Source organism: Streptomyces sp. 796.1, assembly GCF_047525675.1.
In the GTDB taxonomy this organism is placed as follows: domain Bacteria; phylum Actinomycetota; class Actinomycetes; order Streptomycetales; family Streptomycetaceae; genus Streptomyces.
In genome coordinates, this window is sequence record NZ_JBLIWA010000106.1 from 111956 (window position 1) to 135063 (window position 23108).

At 73.9% G+C, this 23108-nt stretch carries 21 protein-coding genes; 12 read left to right on the plus strand and 9 right to left on the minus strand.

Annotation, left to right across the window (positions count from 1 at the left end; translation table 11 throughout):
• Positions 1 to 26: 26 nt before the first annotated feature.
• Positions 27 to 938, minus strand: a complete 912-nt coding sequence (locus ACMA1D_RS32230) for a LysR family transcriptional regulator (RefSeq protein WP_414727516.1) — start codon at positions 936 to 938, stop codon at positions 27 to 29.
• Positions 939 to 1033: 95 nt separating this feature from the next.
• On the opposite strand from ACMA1D_RS32230, the gene tdh reads away from it, so the two are divergent.
• Both tdh and ACMA1D_RS32240 read left to right on the plus strand, forming a co-directional pair.
• Positions 1034 to 2074, plus strand: coding sequence for an L-threonine 3-dehydrogenase (tdh, locus tag ACMA1D_RS32235; RefSeq protein WP_414727517.1), 1041 nt, complete (start codon positions 1034 to 1036; stop codon positions 2072 to 2074).
• 73 nt (positions 2075 to 2147) lie between these two features.
• Positions 2148 to 3332 (plus strand): glycine C-acetyltransferase, encoded by a 1185-nt coding sequence (locus ACMA1D_RS32240; protein WP_414727518.1) that lies wholly within the window; start codon positions 2148 to 2150, stop codon positions 3330 to 3332.
• A 123-nt stretch (positions 3333 to 3455) separates the two neighbouring features.
• Here ACMA1D_RS32240 and ACMA1D_RS32245 read toward each other — a convergent pair whose 3' ends face one another.
• Together ACMA1D_RS32245 and ACMA1D_RS32250 are read right to left on the minus strand one after the other, a co-directional pair.
• Positions 3456 to 3911 carry an RDD family protein gene (locus tag ACMA1D_RS32245; protein ID WP_414727519.1) on the minus strand — a complete coding sequence of 152 codons (456 nt, stop codon included), beginning with the start codon at positions 3909 to 3911 and terminating at the stop codon, positions 3456 to 3458.
• Positions 3912 to 4346: 435 nt separating this feature from the next.
• The gene (locus ACMA1D_RS32250) at positions 4347 to 5264 is read right to left on the minus strand and encodes a phosphatidylinositol-specific phospholipase C (protein ID WP_414727520.1); all 918 of its coding nucleotides are present in this window, start codon (positions 5262 to 5264) and stop codon (positions 4347 to 4349) included.
• Positions 5265 to 5605: 341 nt separating this feature from the next.
• Here ACMA1D_RS32250 and ACMA1D_RS32255 point away from each other — a divergent pair, with 341 nt between their 5' ends.
• From ACMA1D_RS32255 to ACMA1D_RS32280, 6 genes are all read left to right on the plus strand, one after another.
• Positions 5606 to 6139 carry a hypothetical protein gene (locus ACMA1D_RS32255; RefSeq protein ID WP_414727521.1) on the plus strand — a complete coding sequence of 178 codons (534 nt, stop codon included), beginning with the start codon at positions 5606 to 5608 and terminating at the stop codon, positions 6137 to 6139.
• Positions 6140 to 6427: 288 nt separating this feature from the next.
• The gene (locus tag ACMA1D_RS32260; RefSeq protein ID WP_414727522.1) at positions 6428 to 6757 is read left to right on the plus strand and encodes a hypothetical protein; all 330 of its coding nucleotides are present in this window, start codon (positions 6428 to 6430) and stop codon (positions 6755 to 6757) included.
• A gap of 618 nt (positions 6758 to 7375) precedes the next feature.
• Positions 7376 to 7945, plus strand: a complete 570-nt coding sequence (locus ACMA1D_RS32265; RefSeq protein ID WP_414727523.1) for a 2Fe-2S iron-sulfur cluster-binding protein — start codon at positions 7376 to 7378, stop codon at positions 7943 to 7945.
• Positions 7942 to 8970, plus strand: a complete 1029-nt coding sequence (locus tag ACMA1D_RS32270; protein ID WP_414727524.1) for an FAD binding domain-containing protein — start codon at positions 7942 to 7944, stop codon at positions 8968 to 8970. The genes ACMA1D_RS32265 and ACMA1D_RS32270 overlap by 4 nt, the downstream gene beginning before the upstream one ends.
• On the plus strand, positions 8967 to 11057 hold the full coding sequence (locus ACMA1D_RS32275; protein WP_414727525.1) for a xanthine dehydrogenase family protein molybdopterin-binding subunit: 2091 nt from the start codon (positions 8967 to 8969) through the stop codon (positions 11055 to 11057). Before ACMA1D_RS32270 ends, ACMA1D_RS32275 begins: the two co-directional genes overlap by 4 nt.
• 183 nt (positions 11058 to 11240) lie before the next feature.
• Positions 11241 to 11732 (plus strand): pyridoxamine 5'-phosphate oxidase family protein, encoded by a 492-nt coding sequence (locus tag ACMA1D_RS32280; RefSeq protein WP_414727526.1) that lies wholly within the window; start codon positions 11241 to 11243, stop codon positions 11730 to 11732.
• Between the two features lie 106 nt (positions 11733 to 11838).
• Here ACMA1D_RS32280 and ACMA1D_RS32285 read toward each other — a convergent pair whose 3' ends face one another.
• Both ACMA1D_RS32285 and ACMA1D_RS32290 read right to left on the minus strand, forming a co-directional pair.
• Positions 11839 to 12318, minus strand: coding sequence for a Fur family transcriptional regulator (locus ACMA1D_RS32285; RefSeq protein ID WP_414727527.1), 480 nt, complete (start codon positions 12316 to 12318; stop codon positions 11839 to 11841).
• 277 nt (positions 12319 to 12595) lie between these two features.
• A complete protein-coding gene (locus ACMA1D_RS32290; RefSeq protein ID WP_414727528.1) occupies positions 12596 to 13369 on the minus strand; it encodes a thioesterase II family protein in 774 nt (257 codons plus the stop codon).
• 501 nt (positions 13370 to 13870) lie between these two features.
• Here ACMA1D_RS32290 and ACMA1D_RS32295 point away from each other — a divergent pair.
• Positions 13871 to 15160: a pyroglutamyl peptidase gene (locus ACMA1D_RS32295; protein WP_414727529.1), complete on the plus strand. Its 1290-nt coding sequence runs from the start codon at positions 13871 to 13873 to the stop codon at positions 15158 to 15160.
• Positions 15161 to 15374: 214 nt separating this feature from the next.
• The gene (thyX, locus tag ACMA1D_RS32300; RefSeq protein WP_414727530.1) at positions 15375 to 16169 is read left to right on the plus strand and encodes an FAD-dependent thymidylate synthase; all 795 of its coding nucleotides are present in this window, start codon (positions 15375 to 15377) and stop codon (positions 16167 to 16169) included.
• A gap of 80 nt (positions 16170 to 16249) precedes the next feature.
• Here the strand turns inward: thyX and ACMA1D_RS32305 are convergent, their stop codons facing one another.
• Complete coding sequence (locus ACMA1D_RS32305; protein WP_414727531.1) at positions 16250 to 17557, minus strand: cation:proton antiporter; 1308 nt, start codon at positions 17555 to 17557, stop codon at positions 16250 to 16252.
• Positions 17558 to 17562: 5 nt separating this feature from the next.
• Positions 17563 to 18033, minus strand: coding sequence for a cation:proton antiporter regulatory subunit (locus ACMA1D_RS32310; RefSeq protein WP_349997065.1), 471 nt, complete (start codon positions 18031 to 18033; stop codon positions 17563 to 17565).
• 301 nt (positions 18034 to 18334) lie between these two features.
• Here ACMA1D_RS32310 and ligD point away from each other — a divergent pair, with 301 nt between their 5' ends.
• Entirely contained in the window at positions 18335 to 19246 is a 912-nt protein-coding gene (gene ligD / locus ACMA1D_RS32315; protein ID WP_414727532.1) for a non-homologous end-joining DNA ligase, read from the plus strand.
• Between the two features lie 131 nt (positions 19247 to 19377).
• On the opposite strand, the gene ACMA1D_RS32320 is transcribed toward ligD, so the two are convergent.
• Positions 19378 to 20490 (minus strand): PRC and DUF2382 domain-containing protein, encoded by a 1113-nt coding sequence (locus ACMA1D_RS32320; protein WP_414727533.1) that lies wholly within the window; start codon positions 20488 to 20490, stop codon positions 19378 to 19380.
• Positions 20491 to 20929: 439 nt separating this feature from the next.
• Positions 20930 to 22162, minus strand: coding sequence for an acyl-CoA dehydrogenase family protein (locus ACMA1D_RS32325; RefSeq protein WP_414727534.1), 1233 nt, complete (start codon positions 22160 to 22162; stop codon positions 20930 to 20932).
• A 149-nt stretch (positions 22163 to 22311) separates the two neighbouring features.
• Between ACMA1D_RS32325 and ACMA1D_RS32330 the strand changes: the two genes are divergently transcribed.
• Positions 22312 to 22965: a TetR family transcriptional regulator gene (locus tag ACMA1D_RS32330; RefSeq protein ID WP_414727535.1), complete on the plus strand. Its 654-nt coding sequence runs from the start codon at positions 22312 to 22314 to the stop codon at positions 22963 to 22965.
• Positions 22966 to 23108: the final 143 nt, after the last annotated feature.

The following is a 23108-nucleotide window of genomic DNA, read 5'->3' on the forward strand; positions in this document are numbered from 1 at the left end:
CGGCAGCCTCCACGCCACCCCGACGCTCACACCGGGAGCGCCGCCGCCGTCTCGCGGAGCCCGGCCAGCGCCTGGCGGAGCAGCGGGTGGCCCTCGGTGCCGGCCCGTACCGCGGTGAACACCTTGCGGGTGGGGCCGTGGCCGCGTACGGGGCGGACCGCGACGCCTTGGGGCGCCGCGCCCGACAGCGCCGACCTGGGCACCAGGGCGACGCCCGCACCCACCGCGACCAGGGCGCACACCGCCCGGAAGTCGTCGGACATCGATGCCACCCGGGGTTGGAAACGGGCCTCGTGGCAGGCGAGCACCACGGCGTCGTGGACCGGGTTGCCGGGCCAGGGCGTGATCCACGGGTCGCCGGCCAGCGCCGCGAGCTCCACGTCGGGCGCCCCGGCCCGCGGGTGGTCGGCGGGCAGCACCACATCGAAGGGCTCCGCGTACAGCGGCTCGCGCAGCATCCGATCGTCCCAGCGGCCGAGGGTCTCCCGGTCCTCCACCGCCACCGCCACGTCGGCCTCGCCCGCCACCAGCAGCCGGTGGCACTCGCGACCCTCCGCGTCCTTGACCCGCACCCGCACCCCGGGCGCCAGTTCCCGCAGGGCGACCAGGGTGGGTGCGACGACCTCGGTGATCGCGGTGGCGAAGGCGACCACCGTGACCTCCCCGGTCACGCCCGCCGCACAGGCGGCGACGTCCGCCTCGGCCCGTTCGAGCTGGGCGGCGATCTTGGTGGCATGGCCGGCGAGCACCGTCCCGGTGGCGGTCAGCCGCACCGCGCGCCCGCGTCGTTCGAGCAGCGCGTGGCCGACCTCGGTCTCCAGCGCGGCCAGTTGTTGGGAGACGGCGGAGGGCGAGAGGTAGAGGGCCTGGGCCGCGGCGGTGACGGTGCCGTGGTCCGCGAGCGCCCGCAGCACCCGCAGCCTTCGGGGGTCGATCATCGGGGCAGTATGGCACGCCTGTGAAGCTCGCCTTCATAGGTGACCTGGGAAAATGCCGATGGACTTCACAGGGTGGACACAGCACAGTGGCGCCCATGAAGGCATTGGTGAAGACCGCCGCCGGGCCCGGCATCGAACTGACCGAGGTGCCGGCGCCGCACGCCGAGGCGGGTCAGGTGCTCATCCGGGTGCTGCGCACCGGCATCTGCGGGACCGATCTGCACATCGCGAGTTGGGACGACTGGGCGGCCCGCTCGGTCCGCGCGCCCCTGGTCATCGGCCACGAGTTCGTCGGCGAGGTCGTCGAGGTGGGCGCGGGCGTCACGGACGTGACCCCGGGCGACACCGTCAGCGGCGAGGGCCACCTGGTGTGCGGCAAGTGCCGCAACTGCATGGCCGGCCGCCGCCACCTGTGCATCCGCACCATCGGCCTGGGCGTGCACACCGACGGCGCGTTCGCCGAGTACGTGGTGTTGCCCGCGTCCAACGTATGGGTGCACCGCCACCCCATCGACCTCGACGTGGCTGCGATCTTCGACCCGTTCGGCAACGCCGTGCACACGGCGCTCTCCTTCCCGGTGCTCGGCGAGGACGTGCTGGTCACCGGCGCCGGCCCGATCGGCATGATGGCCGCGGCCATCGCCCGCCACGCCGGCGCCCGCAACGTGGTCATCACCGACATCAGCCCCTACCGGCTCGACCTCGCCCGCAAGCTGGGCGCCACCGTCAGCCTGGACGTCAGCAACCAGTCCATCGCCGAGGTGATGCCGGAGCTCGGCATGAGCGAGGGCTTCGACGTGGGCCTGGAGATGTCGGGGCGCGCGGACGCGCTGCGCGACATGATCGCCACCATGAGCCCGGGCGGCCGGATCGCGGTGCTCGGCCTGCCGGCCGAAGAGGTGCCGGTGGACATGGCCACGGTGGTGACCCGGATGCTGACGCTGCGCGGCATCTACGGCCGGGAGATGTTCGAGACCTGGTACGCGATGTCGGTGCTGCTCCAGAACGGTCTGGACATCTCGTCCGTCATCACCCACCGGTTCGGATTCGAGCAGCACGCCGAGGCGTTCGACGCCGCGCGCTCCGGTGAGTGCGGCAAGGTCATCATTGACTGGACCCGTCCCACCCTCGACTGACCCGCCCACCGCACCCGGGTGCGCCGGCCGCGCCGGCGCCGCGTAACCACCGCCCCGTTCCGAAGGAGTTCCCGTGTTCGACAGCGTGCGCCAGGACCTGCGTACCGAGTTGGATGAGATCCGTGACGCCGGCCTGTACAAGTCCGAGCGCGTCATCTCCAGCCCGCAGTCCGGAAACGTCCGCGTTGGCGACGCATCGGTCGTCAACTTCTGCGCCAACAACTACCTCGACCTGGCCGACCACCCCGAGGTGATCGCCGCCGCCAAGCAGGCCCTGGACGACTGGGGCTTCGGCATGGCGTCGGTGCGGTTCATCTGCGGCACCCAGGAGCCGCACAAGGTGCTGGAGCAGCGCATCTCGGAGTTCCTCGGCACCGAGGACACGATCTTGTACAGCTCGTGCTTCGACGCCAACGGCGGTGTCTTCGAGACGCTGCTGTCCGGCGCCGACGCGGTGATCTCCGACGAGCTCAACCACGCCAGCATCATCGACGGCATCCGGCTCTCCAAGGCCGCCCGCTACCGCTACCGGAACCGGGACCTGGCCGACCTGGAGCGCTGCCTGAAGGAGGCGGCGGGCGCCCGGCGGACGCTGGTCGTCACCGACGGCGTGTTCTCGATGGACGGCTACATCGCCCCGCTGGACGAGATCTGCGACCTGGCCGAGCGGTACGGCGCCATGGTGATGGTGGACGACTCGCACGCCGTGGGCTTCGTCGGCGAGCACGGCGGCGGCACGCCCGAACTGTTCGGCGTGCGGGACCGGGTGGACATCGTCACCGGCACCCTGGGCAAGGCGCTCGGCGGCGCCAGCGGCGGCTACGTCGCCGCCCGGGCCGAGATCGTGGAACTGCTGCGGCAGCGCTCGCGCCCGTACCTGTTCTCCAACTCGCTCGCCCCCTCCATCGTCGGCGCCTCGCTGAAGGTGCTGGAACTGCTCGCCGCCTCCGGCGAGCGGCGCGAGCGACTGCGCGCCAACACCGCGCTGTTCCGCTCGGAGATGACGGCGGCCGGTTTCGACGTGCTGCCCGGCGAGCACGCCATCACCCCCGTCATGGTCGGTGACGCGGCGCTGGCCGCCCGGATGGCCGCCGCACTGCTGGAGCGGGGCATCTACGTGATCGCCTTCTCCTACCCGGTCGTCCCCAAGGGCAAGGCCCGCATCCGGGTCCAGCTCTCGGCCGCGCACTCGACCGACGACGTACGGAACGCGGTCGCCGCCTTCCGTGCGGTACGGGACGAGATCGCCGCGTCCTAGCCGGTCCACCGGCCGCGGGGCGCCCCCGCGACACGCGTCGAGCCCCGGCCGCGGATTCAGCGGCCGGGGCTCGACGTCGTGCTGCGTTGCGCACGGGCTCGGGGGCGGGAGTCGGTCCGGGCTTCAGGGGCCGCCGGGTGCGAGCGCGCCCTCGGGTTCGACGCAGACGACCACGGTGCCGGCGGCCTTGTCGTGCAGGCACTGTTGGAGCGGTTCGTCCCGCAGGAACCACAGGTCGCTCACGACGGGCAGCACCAGGTGGGTGAGGTGCCGGCCGAGGGCGACCCGGTACGAGACGGCCGCCCCGTCCCCGGCGTGCGCGACCCGCAGCCCGCGGATGCGCTTCCCCGGCGTGCCACCCCACCGGGCCGTGCTGACCGGCGAATAGCCGAACACCAACGCGAGCAGCCCCGTCGTCGCCACAAGCCCGGTGGGCCATCCCAGGGCGTCACCGGCCCAGTCGTCCAGCACGATCGGCACCGGTACGAGCACCGCGACGAAGAGCAGGTCGAGCAGCCCGGCACTGAGCCGTTCCGGCAGGTCGGCCGGGTGCTCGCGCCCCGGCACGGTGGGATACATCTGGAGCCACGGCGGCCACGGTCGGCGGGGAAGCCAGGTGTGCTGACCGGGGGCCGCCGGAGACGCGGTGGGGGGAGAGGCGCCTTCATCCATGCGCCGCAAGCTAGCGCGGCACCGGCAGCACACTCCGGACAACACTCACATTGACCTGCTTCGCGCTCGCCTTGATCACAAACGACACAAAAACGCCCACCTTCGCTCGCCGCGGGCTGACCTGATCGCGCCCCTACGGCTTCGCCTCCGCTACGACGGCGTGCGGCCCAACGGCACCAACGGTGCGACGGCGCCTCCGGACGCCGCCCACGCTCGCCACGTGCCTACACGGGGGCTCCGGAGAACGGCCGCGCCGGCCGTCCGACGAGCGGTCGAGACCGGCGACTCCGCGGAACCGGCGGCTCCCGTGCGACAGACGGGCCCGCGATCCCGCGCATCCGGCTACTCCCCCGCCGCCCCCGCGAACCGCCGATTGTGTCGGATCACCGCGTCGATCAGCCCCGGCATCGCGTCGGGGAAGTCCATGGCCACCACGCCGAGCCCGGTCAGGGCGCGGCCGTGGCCGGTGAGGAAGCGGTGTACCCGGGGGTTGAGGTAGCGGGCGTTGGCTTCGGGGAGGGAGCGGTGGGTGGAGCTGACGTGGTTCACGTACAGCCTGCCGGGTCGGGTGGCGGCGCGGTGGAAGTGGCGCTCGATGCTGCGGTACTTCGCGGCGAGCGGCGCCGTCTCCTCCTCCTGGACGGCGAGCAGCTTGGTGTCGCCGTACGGGATGCCGGGCAGCTTGGGGTGGTCGGCGAGCAGGACGACCTTGCCGCGGGCCTGGCCGAGCGTGGGCAGTGTCGCATCGAGGCGCAGGAGTCTGCGGAATCCGGCCTGGTAGAGGTCGAACACGCGGCGGAACTCGGCGTCGGGCACGGTCGAGTGCTCCTGCCGCAGCCGCAGCAGCACCGTCTCGGACGGATGGGCGCGCAAGAACGCCTCGCACGTCAGCAGCACGCTGCCGAACAGCAACTGCTGTGCGACCGCCCCGTGGTGCACGACGAAGGCCGAGTGGTACGAGCGGCAGCGGATGTCCAAGTACCGGATGCCCGCGTCGAGTTGTTCGGCGATCGTACGGCCCTGGCAGGCGACCTGGGCGCCGCCGAAGCGGGCACCGGAGTGGTGGGTGCCCGGCAGGCTCAGCCGCGCCACGGGGGTGTCGTCGGCCAGGGTGGCGAGCCAGTCCTGGCGCGGGCGGGTCGGCGGTGCGGTGCGCGGTCCGGCCTGCGCCGCGGCCGGCTGGGTGCCGGCGTACCCCAGGAGGCCGCTCGCGGTGATGGTCGCCGCGCCGAACAGGAAGCCGCGCCGGTCCACGCTCATGTCGCGTCCTCTCCTGGCCATCTGATGGCCCGTCGGGTCGTGCGGGGAGTCGGGCGCACGGTAACAGCTCCGGCCGCAGCTCACCGGCGCCACTCGCCCCACCGGTCCGTACCGCCCCGGATATGTGACGGGCTTGCCCCCGTACGGCCCGTGTGTCCGGCAGCGGCGCATGGCGGGAATCCATCGCGGTCACCGGCCGTTCCGTCGAGGCGCCGGGGCTGGCCGGGTGGGTCGGATGGGTGCCGCGGACCGTGGGTGTGGGTGGGGGAAGGCCAAGTGTGGGTGGGGAAAGTCAGGTGCGGGTGGGTGGCGCCGTCTGCGAGGGTCCGCGGGTGAATGCTGTGGACAGATACGAGGTACTGCTGATCGCGGGGCGCTCGGGCGTCGGCAAGTCGACTGTGGGGTGGGAGGTGTCCGTCCTCCTCCAGGCCGCTGGCACGGCGCACTGCGTGATCGAGGGTGACCTCATGGACCAGATCCATCCGGCCCCGCCCGACGACCCGGACCGCTCGGCCATCACCGAACGCAACCTGACGGCCGTCTGGGCCAACTACGCGGCGCTCGGCCAGCGCCGGCTGATCTACACCAACACGGTCAGCGTGCTGGAAGGCCCGATGTTCCGCCGCGTGCTCGGCGCCGACGTGCACATCGTGCCCCTGCTGCTGACCTCGGACGACGCCACGGCCCACGCACGGCTCGCGGTCCGCGAGACGGGGTCGCAGTGGGAGGCGCACGTACGGCGCAGCGACCGGATGGCCAGACTCCTGGAGCAGCACGCGCCGCCGGGGACGGTGCGGGTGGCGACGGACGGCAGATCGGTGACGGACATCGCGCGCGAGGTGGTGGCGGTGACCGGATGGTGCGGGAGGGAGTGAGGGAGGGGTGGAACCGCGGTGCCACCGCTCCCCCGTCGCCACCCCGCCGGCCGGGCCCGGCGTCCCGAGCTCGCGCGTGATTGCCGCGACCGCGCGTACGGCACGGCGCCGGCGGCGGACCGACCACGCGGGAGCAGCCCCACCCCCCGCGGCAGGCCCGTGCCCGCCGCAGCGGGCCGGCCGTCCCGCGGGCTACTTGTCCGGAAATAGCGGTGAACGGGCGGGCGGCGACCCAGAATCGGGCGCCGCCGTCCGGCGGTGATCCGTCACGATTTCCCAGGGAGTCCCATGCGTCCTCTCGCCGCCGCAGCCCTCGTCGGGGCCGCCCTCGCCCTCTGGCCCGTCTCCGCCGGCCACACCGCGGACCGGCCGGCCCGTACGCCCGCCTATGTGTGTGACTCGATGACCTGGTCCGCGACCGCCGGCGCGACCGTCGGCAAGGGGTGCACGCCGGCCGGTGGGGTGCCCGCAGATGGCCCCATCCACGGGCGGTTCCTGCTCAAGGGCCGCTCCGGCGGCCCCACGGTGGCCTGCCCGGCACATCCGCTCGGAGCGCCGTCGGGGCAGTACAACAGCAAGGACCGGCAGGTGTGGGCGGGAGCCTGTCACCGCCTGTAGGCCGCGCGCCCGCGGGCGCCGGGCGGGCGGCGTGGCGCTGCCGCCCGTCCGCCGGGGCCGGCCGCGGCGCGGACCCGAGGCCGGCAATTCCCTAGCCGCACGCCGCCAACGGGAGTATGTCGGAGCGGGGTTCGTGCTCCCGGACGGACGGCTATCGGCCAGATGCCGCGGATGCGGCGCAGGCCCCGTCCCGGCGGCACCGGCGGGCCGAGCCGCGGCAGGGAGCGACCCGCCTCGCACCCCGACGCGCACCCCCGCAGCGCAACCCCTCCGTGCGCCCGCGCGACGCCGCCCGCCCGGCGCCCGCGCGGAAGCGTACGGCGGCCGGGCGCGCGGGGAAGCGTCCGTACCGAGGCGTCCCTATGGGTGACGCCGCCACGAGAGGCACCCACACTGGAGGCCCCCACGTCGGAGGGGCCCATCTCGGAGGCGCCCACGCGGGGGCCCTCGACGGAGGGCCGCCGCCTCCCCACGCATGACCGCCACCCCACGCACCACCCCGCCTGACCCGCCCCATGCACCATCCGAGTGACTGGCCGAAATTTTCTGGTTTGTCGCAGGTGTGGGCGGGGACGCGGTCACGGGGCCGCAGCACACCCAGCGAAGGGCCGTGACGCCATGGCAACGCTCTCCACACCCACCACCCAGCACCCTCCCACCGCGTCGGAGGTCACCCTGCGGGTCAACGGCGCCACCCACAGACTGGACCTGGACCACCGCACCACCCTGCTCGACGCGCTGCGCGAGCACCTGGGCCTGACCGGTGCCAAGAAGGGCTGTGACCACGGGCAGTGCGGCGCGTGCACGGTCCTGCTCGACGGGCGCAGGACCAACGCCTGCCTCGTCCTCGCGGTGGCGGCCGACGGGGCGCACGTCACGACCGTGGAAGGGCTCAGCGACGGCGAGCAGCCCCACCCCGTGCAGCGGGCCTTCCTGCACCACGACGGTTTCCAGTGCGGCTACTGCACCCCGGGGCAGCTCTGTTCGGCCATCGGCGTGCTCGCCGAGGCCGCCGAAGGCCAGCCGTCGCAGGTCACCCCGCTCCCCGGGGCGCAGGACGGGGCGCCAGCGCCGGGCGCGCCGGTGCCGCTGACGCCGGCGGAGATCCGTGAGCGGATGAGCGGGAACCTGTGCCGCTGCGGCGCGTACTCAAACATCGTGCGGGCCGTCGAGGAGGTGGCGCCGTGAAGCCGTTCGGCTACGTGCGCGCCACCGACGTCGATACGGCGATCGCCGCCGTCGCCGCCGATCCGACCGCCCGGTTCCTGGGCGGCGGCACCAACCTGGTGGACCTGATGAAGCTGGGCGTGGAGCGCCCCGGGCTGCTCGTGGACGTCAGCCGGCTGCCGCTGACCGGTGTCGAGCAGGTCGCGGACGGCGGGCTGCGGATCGGGGCGGGCGTCCGCAACAGCGACCTGGCGGCCCACCCGCTGGTCCGCGCCCGCTACCCGGCGCTCTCGCAGGCCCTGCTGGCCGGCGCTTCGGGGCAGTTGCGCAACGCGGCCACCACCGGCGGCAACCTGTTGCAGCGCACCCGTTGCCCGTACTTCCAGGACGTCAGCAAGCCGTGCAACAAGCGGCACCCGGGCAGCGGCTGCCCGGCCCGTACCGGTGCGCACCGGGACCTCGCCGTCATCGGCCACTCCGCGCACTGCGTGGCCACCCACCCGTCCGACCTGGCCGTTGCGCTCGCCGCGCTGGACGCCCGGGTGGTGCTGCGCGGCCCCGACGGCGAACGCGGCGTCGCGCTGACCGACTTCCACCGGCTCCCCGCCGACCTGCCGGAGCGGGACACGGTGATCGGCCACGGCGAGTTGCTGACCTCCGTCGAGCTGCCGCCGCCGGTGCCGGGCCGCTCGGCCTACCGCAAGGCCCGCGACCGTGCGTCGTACGCCTTCGCGCTGGCCTCGGTGGCAGCCGCGCTCGACGCCGAGGGCGGGGTGGTGCGCACGGTGCGGCTGGCCTTCGGCGGGCTCGCGCACAAGCCGTGGCGGGCCCGCATCGCCGAGGCGGCGCTGGTCGGCGGCCCTGCGACCGACGAGGCGTTCCGGCGGGCGGCGGACGCCGAGCTGGCCACGGCCCGCCCGCTGCGCGACAACGGCTTCAAGGTGCCGCTCGCCCGCAACCTGGCCGCGGCGCTGCTCGGCGAACTCGCCGGCGCCGACGCCCCAACACCACAGGACGGCGCAGGACAGGTGAGGAGGCAGCCATGAGCAGTACGGAGACCGGGGCGCCGCTCGGCCGCCTGGAGGGGCCGCTCAAGGTCACCGGGGCGGCCAGGTACGCGGCCGAGTACCCGCTGCCCGAGACCGCGTACGCCTGGCCGGTGCCGGCGACGATCGTGCGCGGCGCGGTCACCGCCGTGCACGCCACCGACGCGCTCGCCATGCCCGGCGCGCTGCGCGTGCTCAGCCATGCGAATGCGCCACGCCTCGGCCCCACCGACGACCCGACCCTGCACCTGCTCCAGAACGCCGCGGTGCCGCACCGCGGCTGGTACGTCGCGCTGGCCGTGGCCGACTCCCTTGAGGTGGCCCGCGCCATGGCGGAGGCGGTGCGGATCGACTACGCGGTCGATGAGCACGACGTCGTCCTGGTGCCCGGGCATCCGCGGCTGTACGAGCCGGAGCGGGCCAACGGCGGCCACCCGGCCCGCCGCGAACACGGTGACTTCGCCACGGGTTACGCCGCCAGCGAGGTCCGCGTGGACGCCACGTACACGATGGACGCGCAGCACAACCACCCGCTGGAGCCACACGCCTGCACCGCGCTCTGGCGGGCCGGGCGACTGACGGTCTATGACTCAAGCCAGGGTTCGACCAAGGTCAAAGAGGTGCTCACGGCGCTGTTCGGGCTGCGCCCGGAGCAGGTCACGGTGGTGTCCGAGCACGTGGGCGGCGGCTTCGGGTCCAAGGGCACGCCGCGCGCCCCGGTGGTGCTGGCCGCGTTGGCCGCCCGGCAACTGGGCCGCCCGGTGAAGGTGGCGCTGCCGCGCGGGCAGCTCGCCGCGGTCGTCGGCCACCGGGCTCCGACGGTGCAACGGCTGCGCATCGGCGCGGACCGTGCGGGGCACATCGGCGCGCTGGGCCACGAGATCATCACGCACACCTCGACGGTCAAGGAGTTCGTGGAGCAGGCCGCAACGCCCGGGCGCACCATGTACACCGCGCCGCACAGCCGCACCACGCACCGGGTGGCGGCGCTCGACGTGCCGAGCCCCTCGTGGATGCGGGCGCCGGGCGAGGCGCCGGGCATGTACGCGCTGGAGTCGGCCATGGACGAGCTCGCGGTGGCGCTCGGCATGGACCCGATCGAGTTGCGGGTGCGCAACGAGCCGGCCGTCGAGCCGGACACCGGCAAGCCGTTCAGCAGCCGGCACCTGGTGGAGTGCCTGCGCGAGGGCGCGCGGCGCTTCGGCTGGGACGCCCGCGACCCGCGCCCGCGCAGCCGCCGCGCCGGCCGGCAGTGGATCGGCACCGGTGTCGCGTCCGCCACCTATCCGGTGCTCGTCTCGCCGTCCACGGCCGAGGCACGCACCGAACCCGGCGGCGGCTTCCGGGTGCGGATCAACGCCACCGACATCGGCACCGGTGCCCGTACGGTGCTCGCCCAGGTCGCCGCTGACGCGCTGGACGCGCCGGTGGACCACGTACGGATCGACATCGGGTGCAGCGACCTGCCCGCGGCGGCCCTGGCCGGCGGCTCGTCCGGGACCGCCTCGTGGGGCTGGGCGGTGCACCACGCCTGCCGTAGGCTGCGGGCGCTGGTGGTGGAGGCGGGCGGTGACGCGGCGGCGCCCACGCTCCGGGCGTTCGCCGACACCGCGGGCGAGGCGGACGCCCCGTCGCCGTACGCCAGGCACGCGTTCGGGGCGCAGTTCGCTGAGGTGGCGGTCGACATGGACACCGGGGAGGCCCGGGTGCGCCGACTGCTCGGCGTCTTCGCCGCCGGCCGCATCCTCAACTCCCTTACGGCACATGGTCAGTTCGTCGGAGGGATGACGATGGGGATCGGCATGGCGCTGCTCGAAGGAAGCACCCTGGACCCGGTCTTCGGTGACTTCGTCGAGCGCGACCTGGCCGCGTACCACGTGCCGTCCTGCGCCGACGTGCCCACGATCGAGGCGCACTGGATCGAGGAGGACGACCGGCAGCTCAATCCGATGGGCAGCAAGGGGATCGGCGAGATCGGCATCGTCGGCACGGCGGCGGCGATCGGCAACGCGCTGTACCACGCGACGGGGGTGCGGCTGCGGGAGTTGCCGATGACGCCGGACCGGGTGTTGGCCGGACTCGGCTGACCGGCGCGCCACCCGGCCGGGCGCTGCCGGGCGCACGCGCCTCCCGACCCCGCGTTCCGGGCGCCGGGGATTTCGTCGTACGCGCCCACCCGGGGGGAGTTGGGCCGCTTCCCCTGAGGGGTCCTGCGGGAGCCGGATAGAGTGCGCGCGGATCTTCCGCGACCCGTAAGGACGTGCTGCGTGATGTCGGAACTCACCGCGATCGCCCCGGCCTTCGTCGAGATGGCCCACCGCATCGTCTGGGCGTCGGTGGCCACCGTGGACCGGGCCGGCCGGCCGCGCAGCCGGGTGCTCCACCCCATCTGGACCTGGCAGGACGGCGCCCTCGCCGGCTGGGTGGGCACCGCCCCGACCCCCGTCAAGCGGGCCCACCTGGCGCACAGCCCGTACGCGTCGGTCAACTACTGGGCCCCGGACCACGACACCTGTGTCGCCGAGTGCGCGGCGGAGTGGGCGGACGACGTACCGACCCGTACTCGGGTGTGGAACCTGCTGAAGTCGGCGCCCGAGCCGCTGGGTTACGACCCGGCGGGCATCGGCGTGCCCGGCTGGGAGTCCCCCGAGTCACCCGGCTTCACCGTGCTGAAGCTGACACCGTGGCGGCTGCGGGTGATGCCGGGTTCGGTCATGACCGGTGGTGGCGGCGCGGTGTTGGCCTGGCAGGCGGAGGGGTAGCGGCGGCGGGACGGGGCGGCGGAGGTGGCGCGACCCGCCGCGCACCCGGGCGGGGGCGCCCGTCAGGGTGTGCCGTGCGGACGTCGGTGCCACGGCCGGCGCCCCTTCAGCCGGCGCTACAGGCCGCGCACAACCCGGTCAGCTCCAGGGTGTGGTGGACGTCGGTGAACCCGGTGCGCTCCCCCACGCCGTCCGCCCACTCCTCCACCGCCTCCGCGTCCACCGACTGGCTGGTGCCGCAGTCGCGACAGATCAGGTAGTGCCGGTGTCCGGCGGCGGGGCGGTGCCGGTAGAGCCGGCCACCGGTCTCGTCGCGCACGACGTCCAGCAGGCCGGCCCTGGCCAGGGCCTGGACGCTGCGGTAGACGGTGGTCAACCCGACGGAGACGCCGCCGGCGGCCAATCGCGCGTGCAGTTCCTGGGTGGAGAGGAAGTCCGGGCAGTCGGCGAGGGCGCGCAGCACGGCGGCGCGCTGCCGGGTGGCGCGCCCGGGCACGGCGCTCGGCACCGCCTCCGTCGCGCCCACCGGGCGCCCGCCGCTCGTGACCACCCGTCCGTCGGTACAGCTTGAGACCGCGTCGTTCACCTGCCCCACGCTAGTTGGCAATCATTTCCATGTCGAGCGTGGCTGGGGGTGCCGCGCGTTGCGCTGGGGGCGCATAGGGGGCGTCGTTGACCTGGCCAAACGACCGCGGATGCGCCGCAGGCGCGGGCGGGTCGGGACAGGTCCGGGCGGGACTGCGGGACCGCGGCTGCCGTGCGGGGGGGGCAGCGCCGGCACCGTACGGCCGAGGTGGCGCGGCCCGGCGCCGGCCGGTCAGTGCGTGCCCCGACGAGGGGCCGGCGCCGCCCGCGCCAGGGGGTCAGGGCGTGCGAGCCGGCGGCGCGGACGCGGCGAGCGCCGCCACCATGTGCTCCGTCTGGGACCAGGGGAAGAAGTGGTCACCCGGCAGTACCGAGAGCGTGAACGGCCCGTGCGTGGCGTGCTCCCAGGCGGCGGCCGTCTCCGGCGTGACGTCCGGGTCCGCGTCGCCGGTGAAGGCGTCGACCGGGCAGCTCACCCGGGCGTCGAGGTCCGGCGCGTACGTGCCCACCACCTGGTAGTCGGCGCGGACCGCGGGCAACAGCAGCTCCCGCATCTCCGGGTCGTCGAGCAGTTCGTCGCTGGTGCCGCCCATCCGCCGCAGCTCGTCCACGAACTCCTCCTCACCCAATCGGTAGGCGTCGATGGGTTGTTGCGCACGCGGTCCCGGCCGCCCCGACACCAGCAGCCGCCGGGGCCGTGGGCCGCTCCCCCGTTCAAGGCGGCGGGTCACCTCCCAGCCGACCGAGGCACCCATGCTGTGCCCGAACAGCACCAGCTCCCGGCCGGCGAGCAGCGGCGTGCGGACCAACTCGGCGGTGACCGCGTCGGCGAGTGCGGCCATCTCGACCAGCGGCTCTTCCAGCAGCCGGTCCTGCCGACCCGGGTACTGCACCGCGAGCAACTCCAGCTCCGGCGGCAGCATCCGGGCCCACGGCTGGAAGAACCCGGCGTTCCCGCCCGCGTGCGGCAGGCACACCACGGTGGTGGTCGCCGCCGGCCGCGGCTCGGGCCGACGCAGCCAGGGCGAGGGCGAATCGGGTGCGGTCGACACGGTCAACTCCGTACGGTCGTCGTGGCGCCACCGGGCGGGCACCCGGTGGCCCTGCCCAGGCAGTTAACCGCACCGGGGGTGCGCCCGCGGGTGTGGGTGGGCACGGAGTGGACACCGGGTGTGACGGAGCCGGGTGTTTCAGGTGGGTGTCTCAGGTGGGTGTTTCGGGCGCGTGCCGGTGGGGTGTGGCGGATTGGCGGGTGCCCGCGGGTGTGAGTACCGGGGTGTGGGCTTGGGCTTGAGGCGTGGATGTCTGTCGCGGCTTGCAGGTGGGAGAAGGGGGGACTGGCCGGTGGTGGCGGGGCTCGGCGGGCCGGGAGGGTGACCTGGCCCCGCGGCCCGGCACGGATGTGTCGTCCCGGGTCTGGTGTCCGCGGCACGCGTCAGGTTCGATGGCGGGCACACCGCAGGTCGCAGCCGGCGTCCTGCGGTGTGCGTCGGGCGCCGGGCCCCTGCCGTCGACCGTCCGGCGGCCCCGTCGTCCCCTATCGAAGGACCCCCATGAGCACCTTCCGTACCCGCATCGGCTGGCTCGCCGCCGCGCTGCTCACCGTCGCCCCGCTGGCCGTCGCCGCCCCGGTGGCCGCCGCGCCCGCGGACGCCGCCCGCACGGCCGACGGGCCCACCGTGGAAGAGCGGCGGCTCGGTCTCGAAGCGCCCCGCGAGATCCTGCGGCGCAGCGGGTTCGACCGGGTGGCACCGCAGTTCGCCCGGGCGCTGGCCGGGGCGCGTTCGTCGGCGGCGGCGCAGCGGGTGGTGACCAGGTACGGGCAGCACCTGTGGGACCGGGCGGTGGCCAGGGCGCAGGGCCGCGGCCCGGCCGGCGGGGACCTCAGCCGGGACGACGACCGCCCGCTGTACTGGGCGCGGCTCGGCATGACGCGGGCCCTGGGCGAGTGGCAGCCGGCGTTCCCGCTGTCAGAGGCGAAGCGGGCCGCGCTGCTCGCCGAGTTGGAGCGCACCTCGCGCGGGCAGGACTCGATACGGCTGCCCGGAGGGAAGGGCATCAAGCGCATCCTGGTGACCGGCTTCGACCCGTTCCAACTCGACGCCGACCCACGGCGCAGCAACCCCTCGGGCGCCGCCGCGCTGGCGCTCGACGGCACCACGATCCGCACCGCCTCGGGGCCGGCGCGGATCGAGACGGCGATCTTCCCGGTCCGTTGGGACGACTTCGCGGCCGGCGCCGTCGAACGCGCCCTGCTGCCGCACTTCAAGGCCGGGCCGCGGCAGATCGACGCGTTCACCACCATCAGCCAGGGCCGGCCGGGCCAGTTCGACGTGGAGCGCACCAACGGCGCCTGGCGCGGCGGGTACGGCGACAACCTCAACCTCTCGCGCACCGGGGTCGCGCCCGTACCGCCGGGGGTGCCGACCCCGAAGCCGCAGCCGCAGTGGACCACCACCTCGCTGCCGTACCAGCAGATCGTCGCGGCGAAGACCGGCCCGTTCCCGGTGCGCGACAACACGTCGGTGACCGAGATCCCGGCCGGCGGCGACACCCCGGTGGTGCGGCCCGACGGGCCCACGCCCGGCTCGGTCGCGCGGGCCGGCGGTGGCGGCGACTACCTCTCCAACGAGATCGCCTACCGGGCGACGCTGCTGCGCGACGCGGTCGGCCTCAACGCCCCGGGCGGGCACCTGCACACCCCGATCCTGGAGTTCGCCGCCGACAACACGAACCCGGCCACCGGCACCGTCACCGACCCCACGTTCGTACACAACCGACGGACCATCACGGCCCAGGTCCGCGCGGTGATCTCCGTCACCGCGAGCACCGTGCGCCGCTGACCATCGCGCGGGACCACAGGGGGCACCGGGGCACGGTACGGCACGCCCTCGGCCCGGCCGCGGGGTACGGGCCCGGGCGCGTGGCGCGCTGGGGCCCGTGCTTCGGTGCTCCGCACGCCCGGCCCGGTGTCCCCGCAGCTCACCGCCCCCGGTGCGCGCGGCGGTGGGCGAGGGCCATGGCAGACTCGGTCAAGCTTTGTCCGAGCTACCAAGGATGGTCACGTTGCGCCACGTCGAACCCGAGGTCCACCTCATCGCCCGCCCCCAACTCGACTACGACGAGGTCGCCGGCTACCTCGCCGACGTGGGCGGGGAGAGCTGGTTGGAGCGCATCGACCGGGGCGAGTGGGACGACGCGCAGAACCTGGCGGAGTTCGCGGGCCGGGTGTGCTACCGCTCGTGGGAGCCCGGGCTCAACCCCAACGTCACCCGCATCCGCACCGACCAGGAGAAGTACCTGCGCAACATCCTCTCCAGCGCGCACGGCTCGGTCCTGGAGCACGTGAGCTTCTCGTTCGTGCTGCACCACGTGAGCCGGGTGGCCACGCACGAGTTGGTGCGCCACCGGGCCGGCACCGCCGTCTCCCAGGAGTCGCTGCGCTTCGTCCGCCTGGACGACCTGCCGTTCTGGTTCCCCCAGTGGGCCGAGGACGACCCCGAGCTGATGGCGCGGGCCACCGAGTTGCTGGGGCGGATGGAGGAGTTCCAGCTCTGGATGGCCGAGCACTTCGGGCTCGACGAGGAGGGCGTGGCGTTCGCCGAGAAGAAGGCCAAGACCTCGTTCATGCGCCGCTTCGCGCCCGAGGGGGTGGCCACCGGGCTGGTGTGGACGGCCAACGTCCGTACGCTGCGGCACGTCATCGAGAGCCGCACCGCGCCCGGCGCCGAGGAGGAGATCCGGCTGCTGTTCGGCAAGGTCGGCGATCTGATGGCCAAGGAGGCACCGGCGCTCTTCGGTGACTACACCGTCGAGGACGGCGCCTGGGTGCCCGGCTGGCGCAAGGTCTGAGCACGCTTCGGCCCCGGTCCCCTCGCGGGGCCGGGGCCGTGTCGCCCGCTCCCACCGGCAGCGGTGGCACGGGCGCCGGGTCAGTGCGAGGGCAGACCCGGCTGGTCCTCCGGCGCCGCGGCGTCCCGCGGCTGCGGACCGGACTCCGCGGAGTCGCTCGACGTGAGGTCACCGGCCGGCGCACCGTCGTCGGCCGGCGCCTTGGCCCCGGTGCCCCGCGCGGCGGACTTGGCCGAACGCCACTCGCCCAGCCTCCGCACGGCGGGCTCGGTGTAGCGGGCCGCGAGCGGGCCGACGATGACCAGGATGAGGACGTACGCGGTGGCGATCGGCCCGATCCTGGGCTCCGTACTGACCGCGAGGCCGGCGATCACGATGGAGAACTCGCCGCGGGCCACCAGCACGCCACCGGCCCGCAGCCGACCGCGCGGGCCGATGCCGGCGCGGCGCGCCGCGTACCAGCCGGTGCCGATCTTGGAGACGGTGGTGACGGCGGCGAGCAGCAGCGCGGGCACCAGCACCGGGGGGATCTCGGTCGGGTCGGTGGACAGGCCGAAGAAGACGAAGAAGACAGCGGCGAACAGGTCGCGCAGCGGCGTCAGCAGCCGCTCCGCGCCCTCGGCCACCTCTCCCGAGAGCGCGATGCCCACCAGGAACGCGCCGACCGCGGCCGACACCTGGAGCTCCTGCGCGACGCCGGCGACCAGCAGGGTGAGGCCGAGGACGACGAGGAGCAGCATCTCGGGGTTGTCCGACGAGACGGCGCGGCTGATCAGCCGGCCGTGCCGGAGCGCGAGGTAGAGCACGATGCCGACGGTGCCGAGCGCGATCAGCAGGGTCACGCTGCCGCCGGCCAGTCCGGCGCCGGCCACCAGCGCGGTGAGCAGCGGCAGGTAGACGGCCATCGACAGGTCCTCGATGACCAACAGGCTCAGGATGACCGGCGTCTCCCGGTTGCCGAGTCGGCCAAGGTCGGTGAGGACCTTGGCGATGACCCCGGATGAGGAGATCCAGGTGACGCCGGCGAGGGCGACGGCGCCGACCGGGCCCCAGCCGAGCAGCAGGGCGGCCACGGCGCCCGGGATGGCGTTGAGCGCGAAGTCGACGGCGCCCGACGGGTACTGCGTCTTCAGACTGGTGACGAGTTCGGAGGCGCTGTACTCAAGGCCGAGCAGGAGCAGCAGCAGGATGACGCCGATCTCCGCGCCGACCCCGACGAACTCCTCACTGGCCTTCAGCGGGAGGAGGCCACCTTGGCCGAAGGCGAGTCCGGCCAGCAGGTAGAGGGGTATCGGGGACAGGCCGAAGCGCAGGGCCAACCGGCCGATGAGACCGAGCCCGAGGATGACGGCCCCGAGCTCGATGAGAAGCGTGGTGGTGTCGTGCACGTGGGTCAGCCCTCCGTGATGATGGCGGTGAGGGCGTCCACGCCCTCTCTGGTGCCGACCGCGACGAGGGTGTCGCCGATGGCGAACCGGAAGTCGGGGCCGGGCGAGGGGTGCGCGCTGTTGCGCCGCAGCACCGCGACGATGGAGGCCCCGGTGCGGGTCCTGGCACCGGTCTCACCGAGCAGCCGTCCCGCGTACGGCGACCTGCTGCCCACCGGGATGTGCTCGGTGACCAGGTCGATGCCGTCGGTACGGACCGCCTCGATGGGCGCCGGGTCGATCAGGTGGGCGACGGCCGTCGCCTCCTCCGGCGAGAGGGGGATCGACATCTGGCAGGAGTCGGGGTCGTCCTTGGAGTAGAAGCCGATGAATCGGCGGCCGTCCTGGTGGACGACGACGGACAGGTGCTGTCCCGCATGTGTGGTGAAGTCGTACTGGGTTCCTACACCGGGCAGCGTTGTACGCCGTGTGCCCATGGTTGCCTCCCGGGACGCACGTGATCAGAGCAATTTTCTTTAACGTTATATGACCAAGGACGGCGCTTGGAACGCCGGGTTCCGGCCCTGGCCGCGGTATATTCCGGCCCCCCGCGGGCCCCGGGGTCACCCGGTCCGTCCGGCGCCCCGGCCCCGTATCGGCCCCGTGGGCACGGCGGTTGGCCCCGTGCCGCCGCCATCGGGCCGAGTCGGCCGCCGCCTTGCCGGGACCACCCGCCATCGGCTGCGTTCACCTGGGCGATCGGCATAGTTCACGGGCCCGCGTGGCATGGTCCACCCCATGTCCGCAGCCGCCGACCGGCAGTCCGTTGAGGTGGCGGGCCACCGACTGGCCCTGACCCACCTGCGCAAGACGCTCTTCCCCGCATCGGGCCACACCAAGGCCGAGTTGCTGCACTACTACGCCCGCGTGGCCGACCTGCTGGTGCCGCACACCACCGACCGTGCGGCCTCCTTCGTCCGGGCCCCGGACGGGGTGGACGGCGAGCGCTGGTACGCGAAGAACCCGCCGCCGGGAGCGCCCGACTGGGTCACCGTCACCCGGGTGCCGAGCAAGGAGGGGCCGGCCCCGCACGTGGTCGTCGACTCGACCGCGGCGCTGGTGGCGATGGCCAACCTCGGGGCGTACGAGGTGCACGTGCCGCAGTGGCGGGCGTCGGCCGGGCCAGCGGTGCACGACCGGATCGTCTTCGACCTCGATCCGGGCCCGGGCGCCGACGTCACGCACTGCTGCCGGGTGGCGCTCGCGCTGCGCGCCGCGCTCGCCGCGGACGGTCTGACGGTGTGTGCGGTGACCTCGGGTTCCAAGGGGCTGCACCTGTACGTGCCGGTGCGGCCCACGCCGGCCGACGCGGCGGTGGACTACGCCCGGCGGCTCGCGAGCCGGATGCGCGGGGAGTTGCCGGAGCTCGCGACCGCGACCATGGCGCGGGCCGCCCGGCACCGCAAGGTGTTCATCGACTGGTCGCAGAACAACTCGGCGAAGACCACGGCCGCCCCGTACACGCTGCGGGTGCGCGAGCGCCCCGGGGTCGCGACGCCGCTCGACTGGTCGGAGGTGGCCGCCTGCCGGCACCCGGCCGACGTGGCCTTCGGCCCGGAGGATGTGGTGCGGCGCATCGACGAACGGGACGCCGATCCGCTCGCCCCGCTCACCGCCACCACCGGCCGCGGCCGGCTTCCGGACGCGTAGCCGCCCGCGCCGGGGCCCCTCTTACACGGCCCCTCATGCGCAGCTCTGCCGCGGATACGGCCCCCTCGTACGCGGCCCCGCCCCCGGACGCCGCTGCGCCGGGGGCGGAGCCCACGGGTGGGTGGGGTCACTCACCTCATGCCCTCGGGGCCTTCCTTGCTCCCCTCGTCGCCCTTCCCCATGCCGCGCCGTCCGCGGCCCATGCCGTCGGAGCCCTCGTACTCCACGGTCTCCTTGCGTATCTGGGTGGAGACCTCCTGCTGCTCGGTGACCCGCTCGGTCTCCAGGCGTACGCGCTCCACGGGCACGGTCTCCTTGCGGACCACCGCGCGCTCCTCGTGCAGCGTGACCTCCACCGTGCCGTCCTCGATCCGGGCGGCGCGGCCCTGGCGCCGCACGTCATCCGCGGTGATCGGTTCGCGGGTCAGGTGCACCTCCTCGTGGCTGACGGGGACGGTGCGGGTCACGTTCTCGGTCACCACGTGCTTGCGCAGTCGGGCGCGTCCGCTCTCGTGCTCCTCGGTGCCGATGCGCACCTGCTCCTCGGAGAGGATCATCTCCTGGACGCCCTCCTTGGCCGCGGGCCCCTTCTGCATCCCGCGCGAGCCCTGCGCGCCGCCGGTCTCCTTCATGCCGCTGGCGGCCCGCATGTCGGCGGATTCCTTCGCCTCCCGGGACGCGGACTCCTTGGCCATCGCGTCGCCGGTCTCGGCGCCACGTCCGGCGCCCGCGCCGACCAGCTTGGGCCCGCCGGCATCGGCGCGCTGGCCGGACTCCCGGCCCGTCGCGTACCCGGCGGCCCCGCCGCCCGCCGCACCGCCTGCTGCGCCCGCCGCCGCCTCGCCCGCCATGCCGCTCCGCCCGGCTCGCGCGTCCCGGCCCGTGGCGGTGTCCTGGCCACCGCGGCCGGCGGCCGGCCCGGTGGGGTGCCGCAGCCCGTAGTGGCGGTAGAGCTCCGTCTCCTCCTCCGGGGACAGGTGGCCCGCGGCGTCGATCCGCGGAGCGTCCTTGATCTCTTCCTTGCTGTAGGGAACGCGCAGGTCACCTGCCGAGTGCTGGGCGCCGGCCAGCGGGACGAAGGTCTCCTTCATGCCGAACAGGCCGGTGCGCACGGTGATCCACTCCGGTACGCCGGTGATGTCGTCGCTGTACACCTGCTGCACCGATCCGACCTTCTGGCCGTCCGGATCGACCACGTGCATGCCGGACAGCTCCTGTGGGGTGTCGCCCCGGGGTGCGGTCATCGCCACTGTCTCCTTTCGCGCGGAGCACGCACCGACACGGCTGGGCGTGCTGCCTCCATTGCGCGCGTCCGGGCAGCACACGGCGACCGCTGGCGCCTCCCGCGACCCCGGCGACGGCCCGTACGGGAGGCTCGAAGGGCCGCATGAGCGCCCGGTGCCGGGGTCGCCGGGGAAATCCGGCCGTACTCCATTCGGGTGATACCGGAAGCGCAGGGCCACCCGCTCCCCCGGTCTCTCACCCGAACGGCGCCGCCCCACACCGCGCCATCCGAACGGCGCCACCGCCGAGCGGTGCCCTCCCGAGCCGCGCCGTCCGTCCGGCGTCACCGGGGCGGGGCGGCGGCCGGGCGCACGAAGGCCGCCCCGGCGGCAGGCGGGCCGGGGCGGACCAGAGCGGAGTGGGCCGGGCCGGGCCACGGTGAGCCGGAGCCCGGGGCGGTCAGCGGATGGGCAGCCCCGACAGGGTGCGGGCGATGACCAGGCGCTGGATCTCGCTGGTCCCCTCGAAGATCGTGTAAATGGCGCTGTCCCGGTGCATGCGCTCGACGGGGTAGTCGCGGGTGTAGCCGTTGCCGCCGAAGATCTGTATCGCCTGCGCGGTGACCTGCTTGGCCGTCTCGCTCGCGTACAGCTTGGACATCGAGCCCTCGGCCGAGGTGAACGGCTTGCCGGTGGCCGCCATCCACGAGGCGCGCCACACCAGCAGCCGGGCCGCGTCGATGTGCGTGCGCATGTCGGCGAGTTGGAAGGCCACGCCCTGGTTGTCGATGATCGGGCGGCCGAACTGGGTGCGGGTCTTCGCGTACTCAAGCGCCTCCTCGTACGCGGCCCGCGCCGTGCCCACCGCCATCGCGCCCACCGCCGGGCGGGACGCCTCGAAGGTGGCCATGGCGGCGTTCTTGACGCGCTCGGACCCGGCGCCCTGGGCGCTGCGCTCGCGCGCCCGGGCCAGCCGTTCGTCCAGCTTCTCCTTCCCGCCCAGCAGGCAACTGCCCGGCACCCGCACGTCGGCGAGCACCACTTCGGCCGTGTGCGAGGCGCGGATGCCGTGCTTGTGGAACTTCTGCCCCTGGGTGAGGCCCGGGGTGTTCGGCGGCACGATGAAGGAGGCGTGTCCCTTGGAACCGAGGTCGGGATCGACGACGGCGACCACCACGTGCACGTTGGCGATGCCGCCGTTGGTGGCCCAGGTCTTGGTGCCGTTGAGCACCCACTCGTCCGTGGCCTGGTCGTAGACGGCGCGGGTGCGCATGGCGCCCACGTCCGAGCCGGCGTCGGGCTCGGAGGAGCAGAAGGCGGCGACCTTCACATCGTCCGCGTCGCCGTACATCTGCGGCACCCAGGTGCCGATCTGCTCGTCGGTGCCGTTGGCCAGCACGCCGACGGCGGCGAGCCCGGTGCCGACGATGGACAGCGCGATGCCGGCGTCACCCCAGAACAGTTCCTCCATGGTCATGGGGACGCCGAGGCCGGTGGGGTCGAAGAACTGCTGGGCGTAGAAGTCGAGCGAGTAGATACCGATCTTGGCGGCCTCCTGGATGATCGGCCAGGGGGTCTCCTCCCGCTCGTCCCACTCGGCGGCGGCCGGGCGCATCACGTCCCGGGCGAACCCGTGGATCCAGTCGCGTACGGACTTCTGGTCGTCGTTGAGTTCGAACGAGAACTCCGGCATGATCCCCTCCAGCCGCTCATTACCTTCGGTAACAGGAGTCTGTTACTCGCCAGTAGAGACTGTCAACTCCCAGGTCGGCCGGCAGCCGCTGGTCGGGCGGGTGTTACGTTGCGCGAACCGCACGGAACACCGGGGTGGGAGGCAGCACGATGGACACCACGCAGCGCGACAACCAGCAGCGCGCCACCGAAGAGCGCCGACGCGCGTTGCTGGAGGCCGCCGACCGCGTCGTCCTGCGCGACGGGCCCGGCGCCTCGATGAACGCCATCGCCGCCGAGGCCGGCATCACCAAGCCGATCCTCTACCGGCACTTCGGTGACAAGGGCGGCCTCTACCGGGCGCTCGCCGTCCGGCACACCGACGCCCTGCTCGCCGCGTTGCGCGCGGCCCTGGACGCGCCGGCCCAGCGCCGGGCCCGGGTCGAGGCCACCTTGGACACCTATCTGGCCGCGATCGAGGCCAGGCCCCAGGTCTACCGGTTCCTCATGCACCCGGCCGACGACCAGGGCGAGGGCGCCCCGTCCGAGCAGGGCTTCGAGGTCGGCCGGCACGCGGCGCCGCTGCTGCGCCGGCTCGGCGAGGAGTTGGCCCGCGTCATCGCCGAGCGCGTGGACCTCGGCCCGGACGGCGAGGAGAAGGCCCGGGTGTGGGGGCACGGGATCGTCGGCATGATGCACGCCGCAGGCGACTGGTGGCTGCGCGACCGCCCCTGCCCCCGCGAACAGCTCGTCAGCCACCTCACCGACCTGCTGTGGGGGCGCCTCGCGGACGCCGGCGACCGCCCCGGCGGCCCGGCCTTCTGACCCGACGGCGCCGGGGCCGTCGCGCACGCCCGTACGCGCCGGCCCGTGCGCACGACGTGTACGCGTTCCGGTCCGCGTCCTCGGTACGGGCCAGCCCTCGCGCACCGCGGCCACAACCGCTGCGGCCGAACTCTCCTGCGCCG

Coding starts and splice junctions, on each gene's coding strand:
- ACMA1D_RS32260 (WP_414727522.1), top strand. CDS start 6,428: ATGCGTCCTCTCGCCGCCGCAGCCCTCGTCGGGGCCGCCCTCGCCCTC.
- ACMA1D_RS32295 (WP_414727529.1), top strand. CDS start 13,871: ATGAGCACCTTCCGTACCCGCATCGGCTGGCTCGCCGCCGCGCTGCTC.
- ligD (WP_414727532.1), top strand. CDS start 18,335: ATGTCCGCAGCCGCCGACCGGCAGTCCGTTGAGGTGGCGGGCCACCGA.
- thyX (WP_414727530.1), top strand. CDS start 15,375: ATGGTCACGTTGCGCCACGTCGAACCCGAGGTCCACCTCATCGCCCGC.
- ACMA1D_RS32330 (WP_414727535.1), top strand. CDS start 22,312: ATGGACACCACGCAGCGCGACAACCAGCAGCGCGCCACCGAAGAGCGC.
- ACMA1D_RS32280 (WP_414727526.1), top strand. CDS start 11,241: ATGTCGGAACTCACCGCGATCGCCCCGGCCTTCGTCGAGATGGCCCAC.
- ACMA1D_RS32250 (WP_414727520.1), bottom strand. CDS start 5,264: ATGAGCGTGGACCGGCGCGGCTTCCTGTTCGGCGCGGCGACCATCACC.
- ACMA1D_RS32230 (WP_414727516.1), bottom strand. CDS start 938: ATGATCGACCCCCGAAGGCTGCGGGTGCTGCGGGCGCTCGCGGACCAC.
- ACMA1D_RS32265 (WP_414727523.1), top strand. CDS start 7,376: ATGGCAACGCTCTCCACACCCACCACCCAGCACCCTCCCACCGCGTCG.
- tdh (WP_414727517.1), top strand. CDS start 1,034: ATGAAGGCATTGGTGAAGACCGCCGCCGGGCCCGGCATCGAACTGACC.
- ACMA1D_RS32275 (WP_414727525.1), top strand. CDS start 8,967: ATGAGCAGTACGGAGACCGGGGCGCCGCTCGGCCGCCTGGAGGGGCCG.
- ACMA1D_RS32245 (WP_414727519.1), bottom strand. CDS start 3,911: ATGTATCCCACCGTGCCGGGGCGCGAGCACCCGGCCGACCTGCCGGAA.
- ACMA1D_RS32320 (WP_414727533.1), bottom strand. CDS start 20,490: ATGACCGCACCCCGGGGCGACACCCCACAGGAGCTGTCCGGCATGCAC.
- ACMA1D_RS32310 (WP_349997065.1), bottom strand. CDS start 18,033: ATGGGCACACGGCGTACAACGCTGCCCGGTGTAGGAACCCAGTACGAC.
- ACMA1D_RS32325 (WP_414727534.1), bottom strand. CDS start 22,162: ATGCCGGAGTTCTCGTTCGAACTCAACGACGACCAGAAGTCCGTACGC.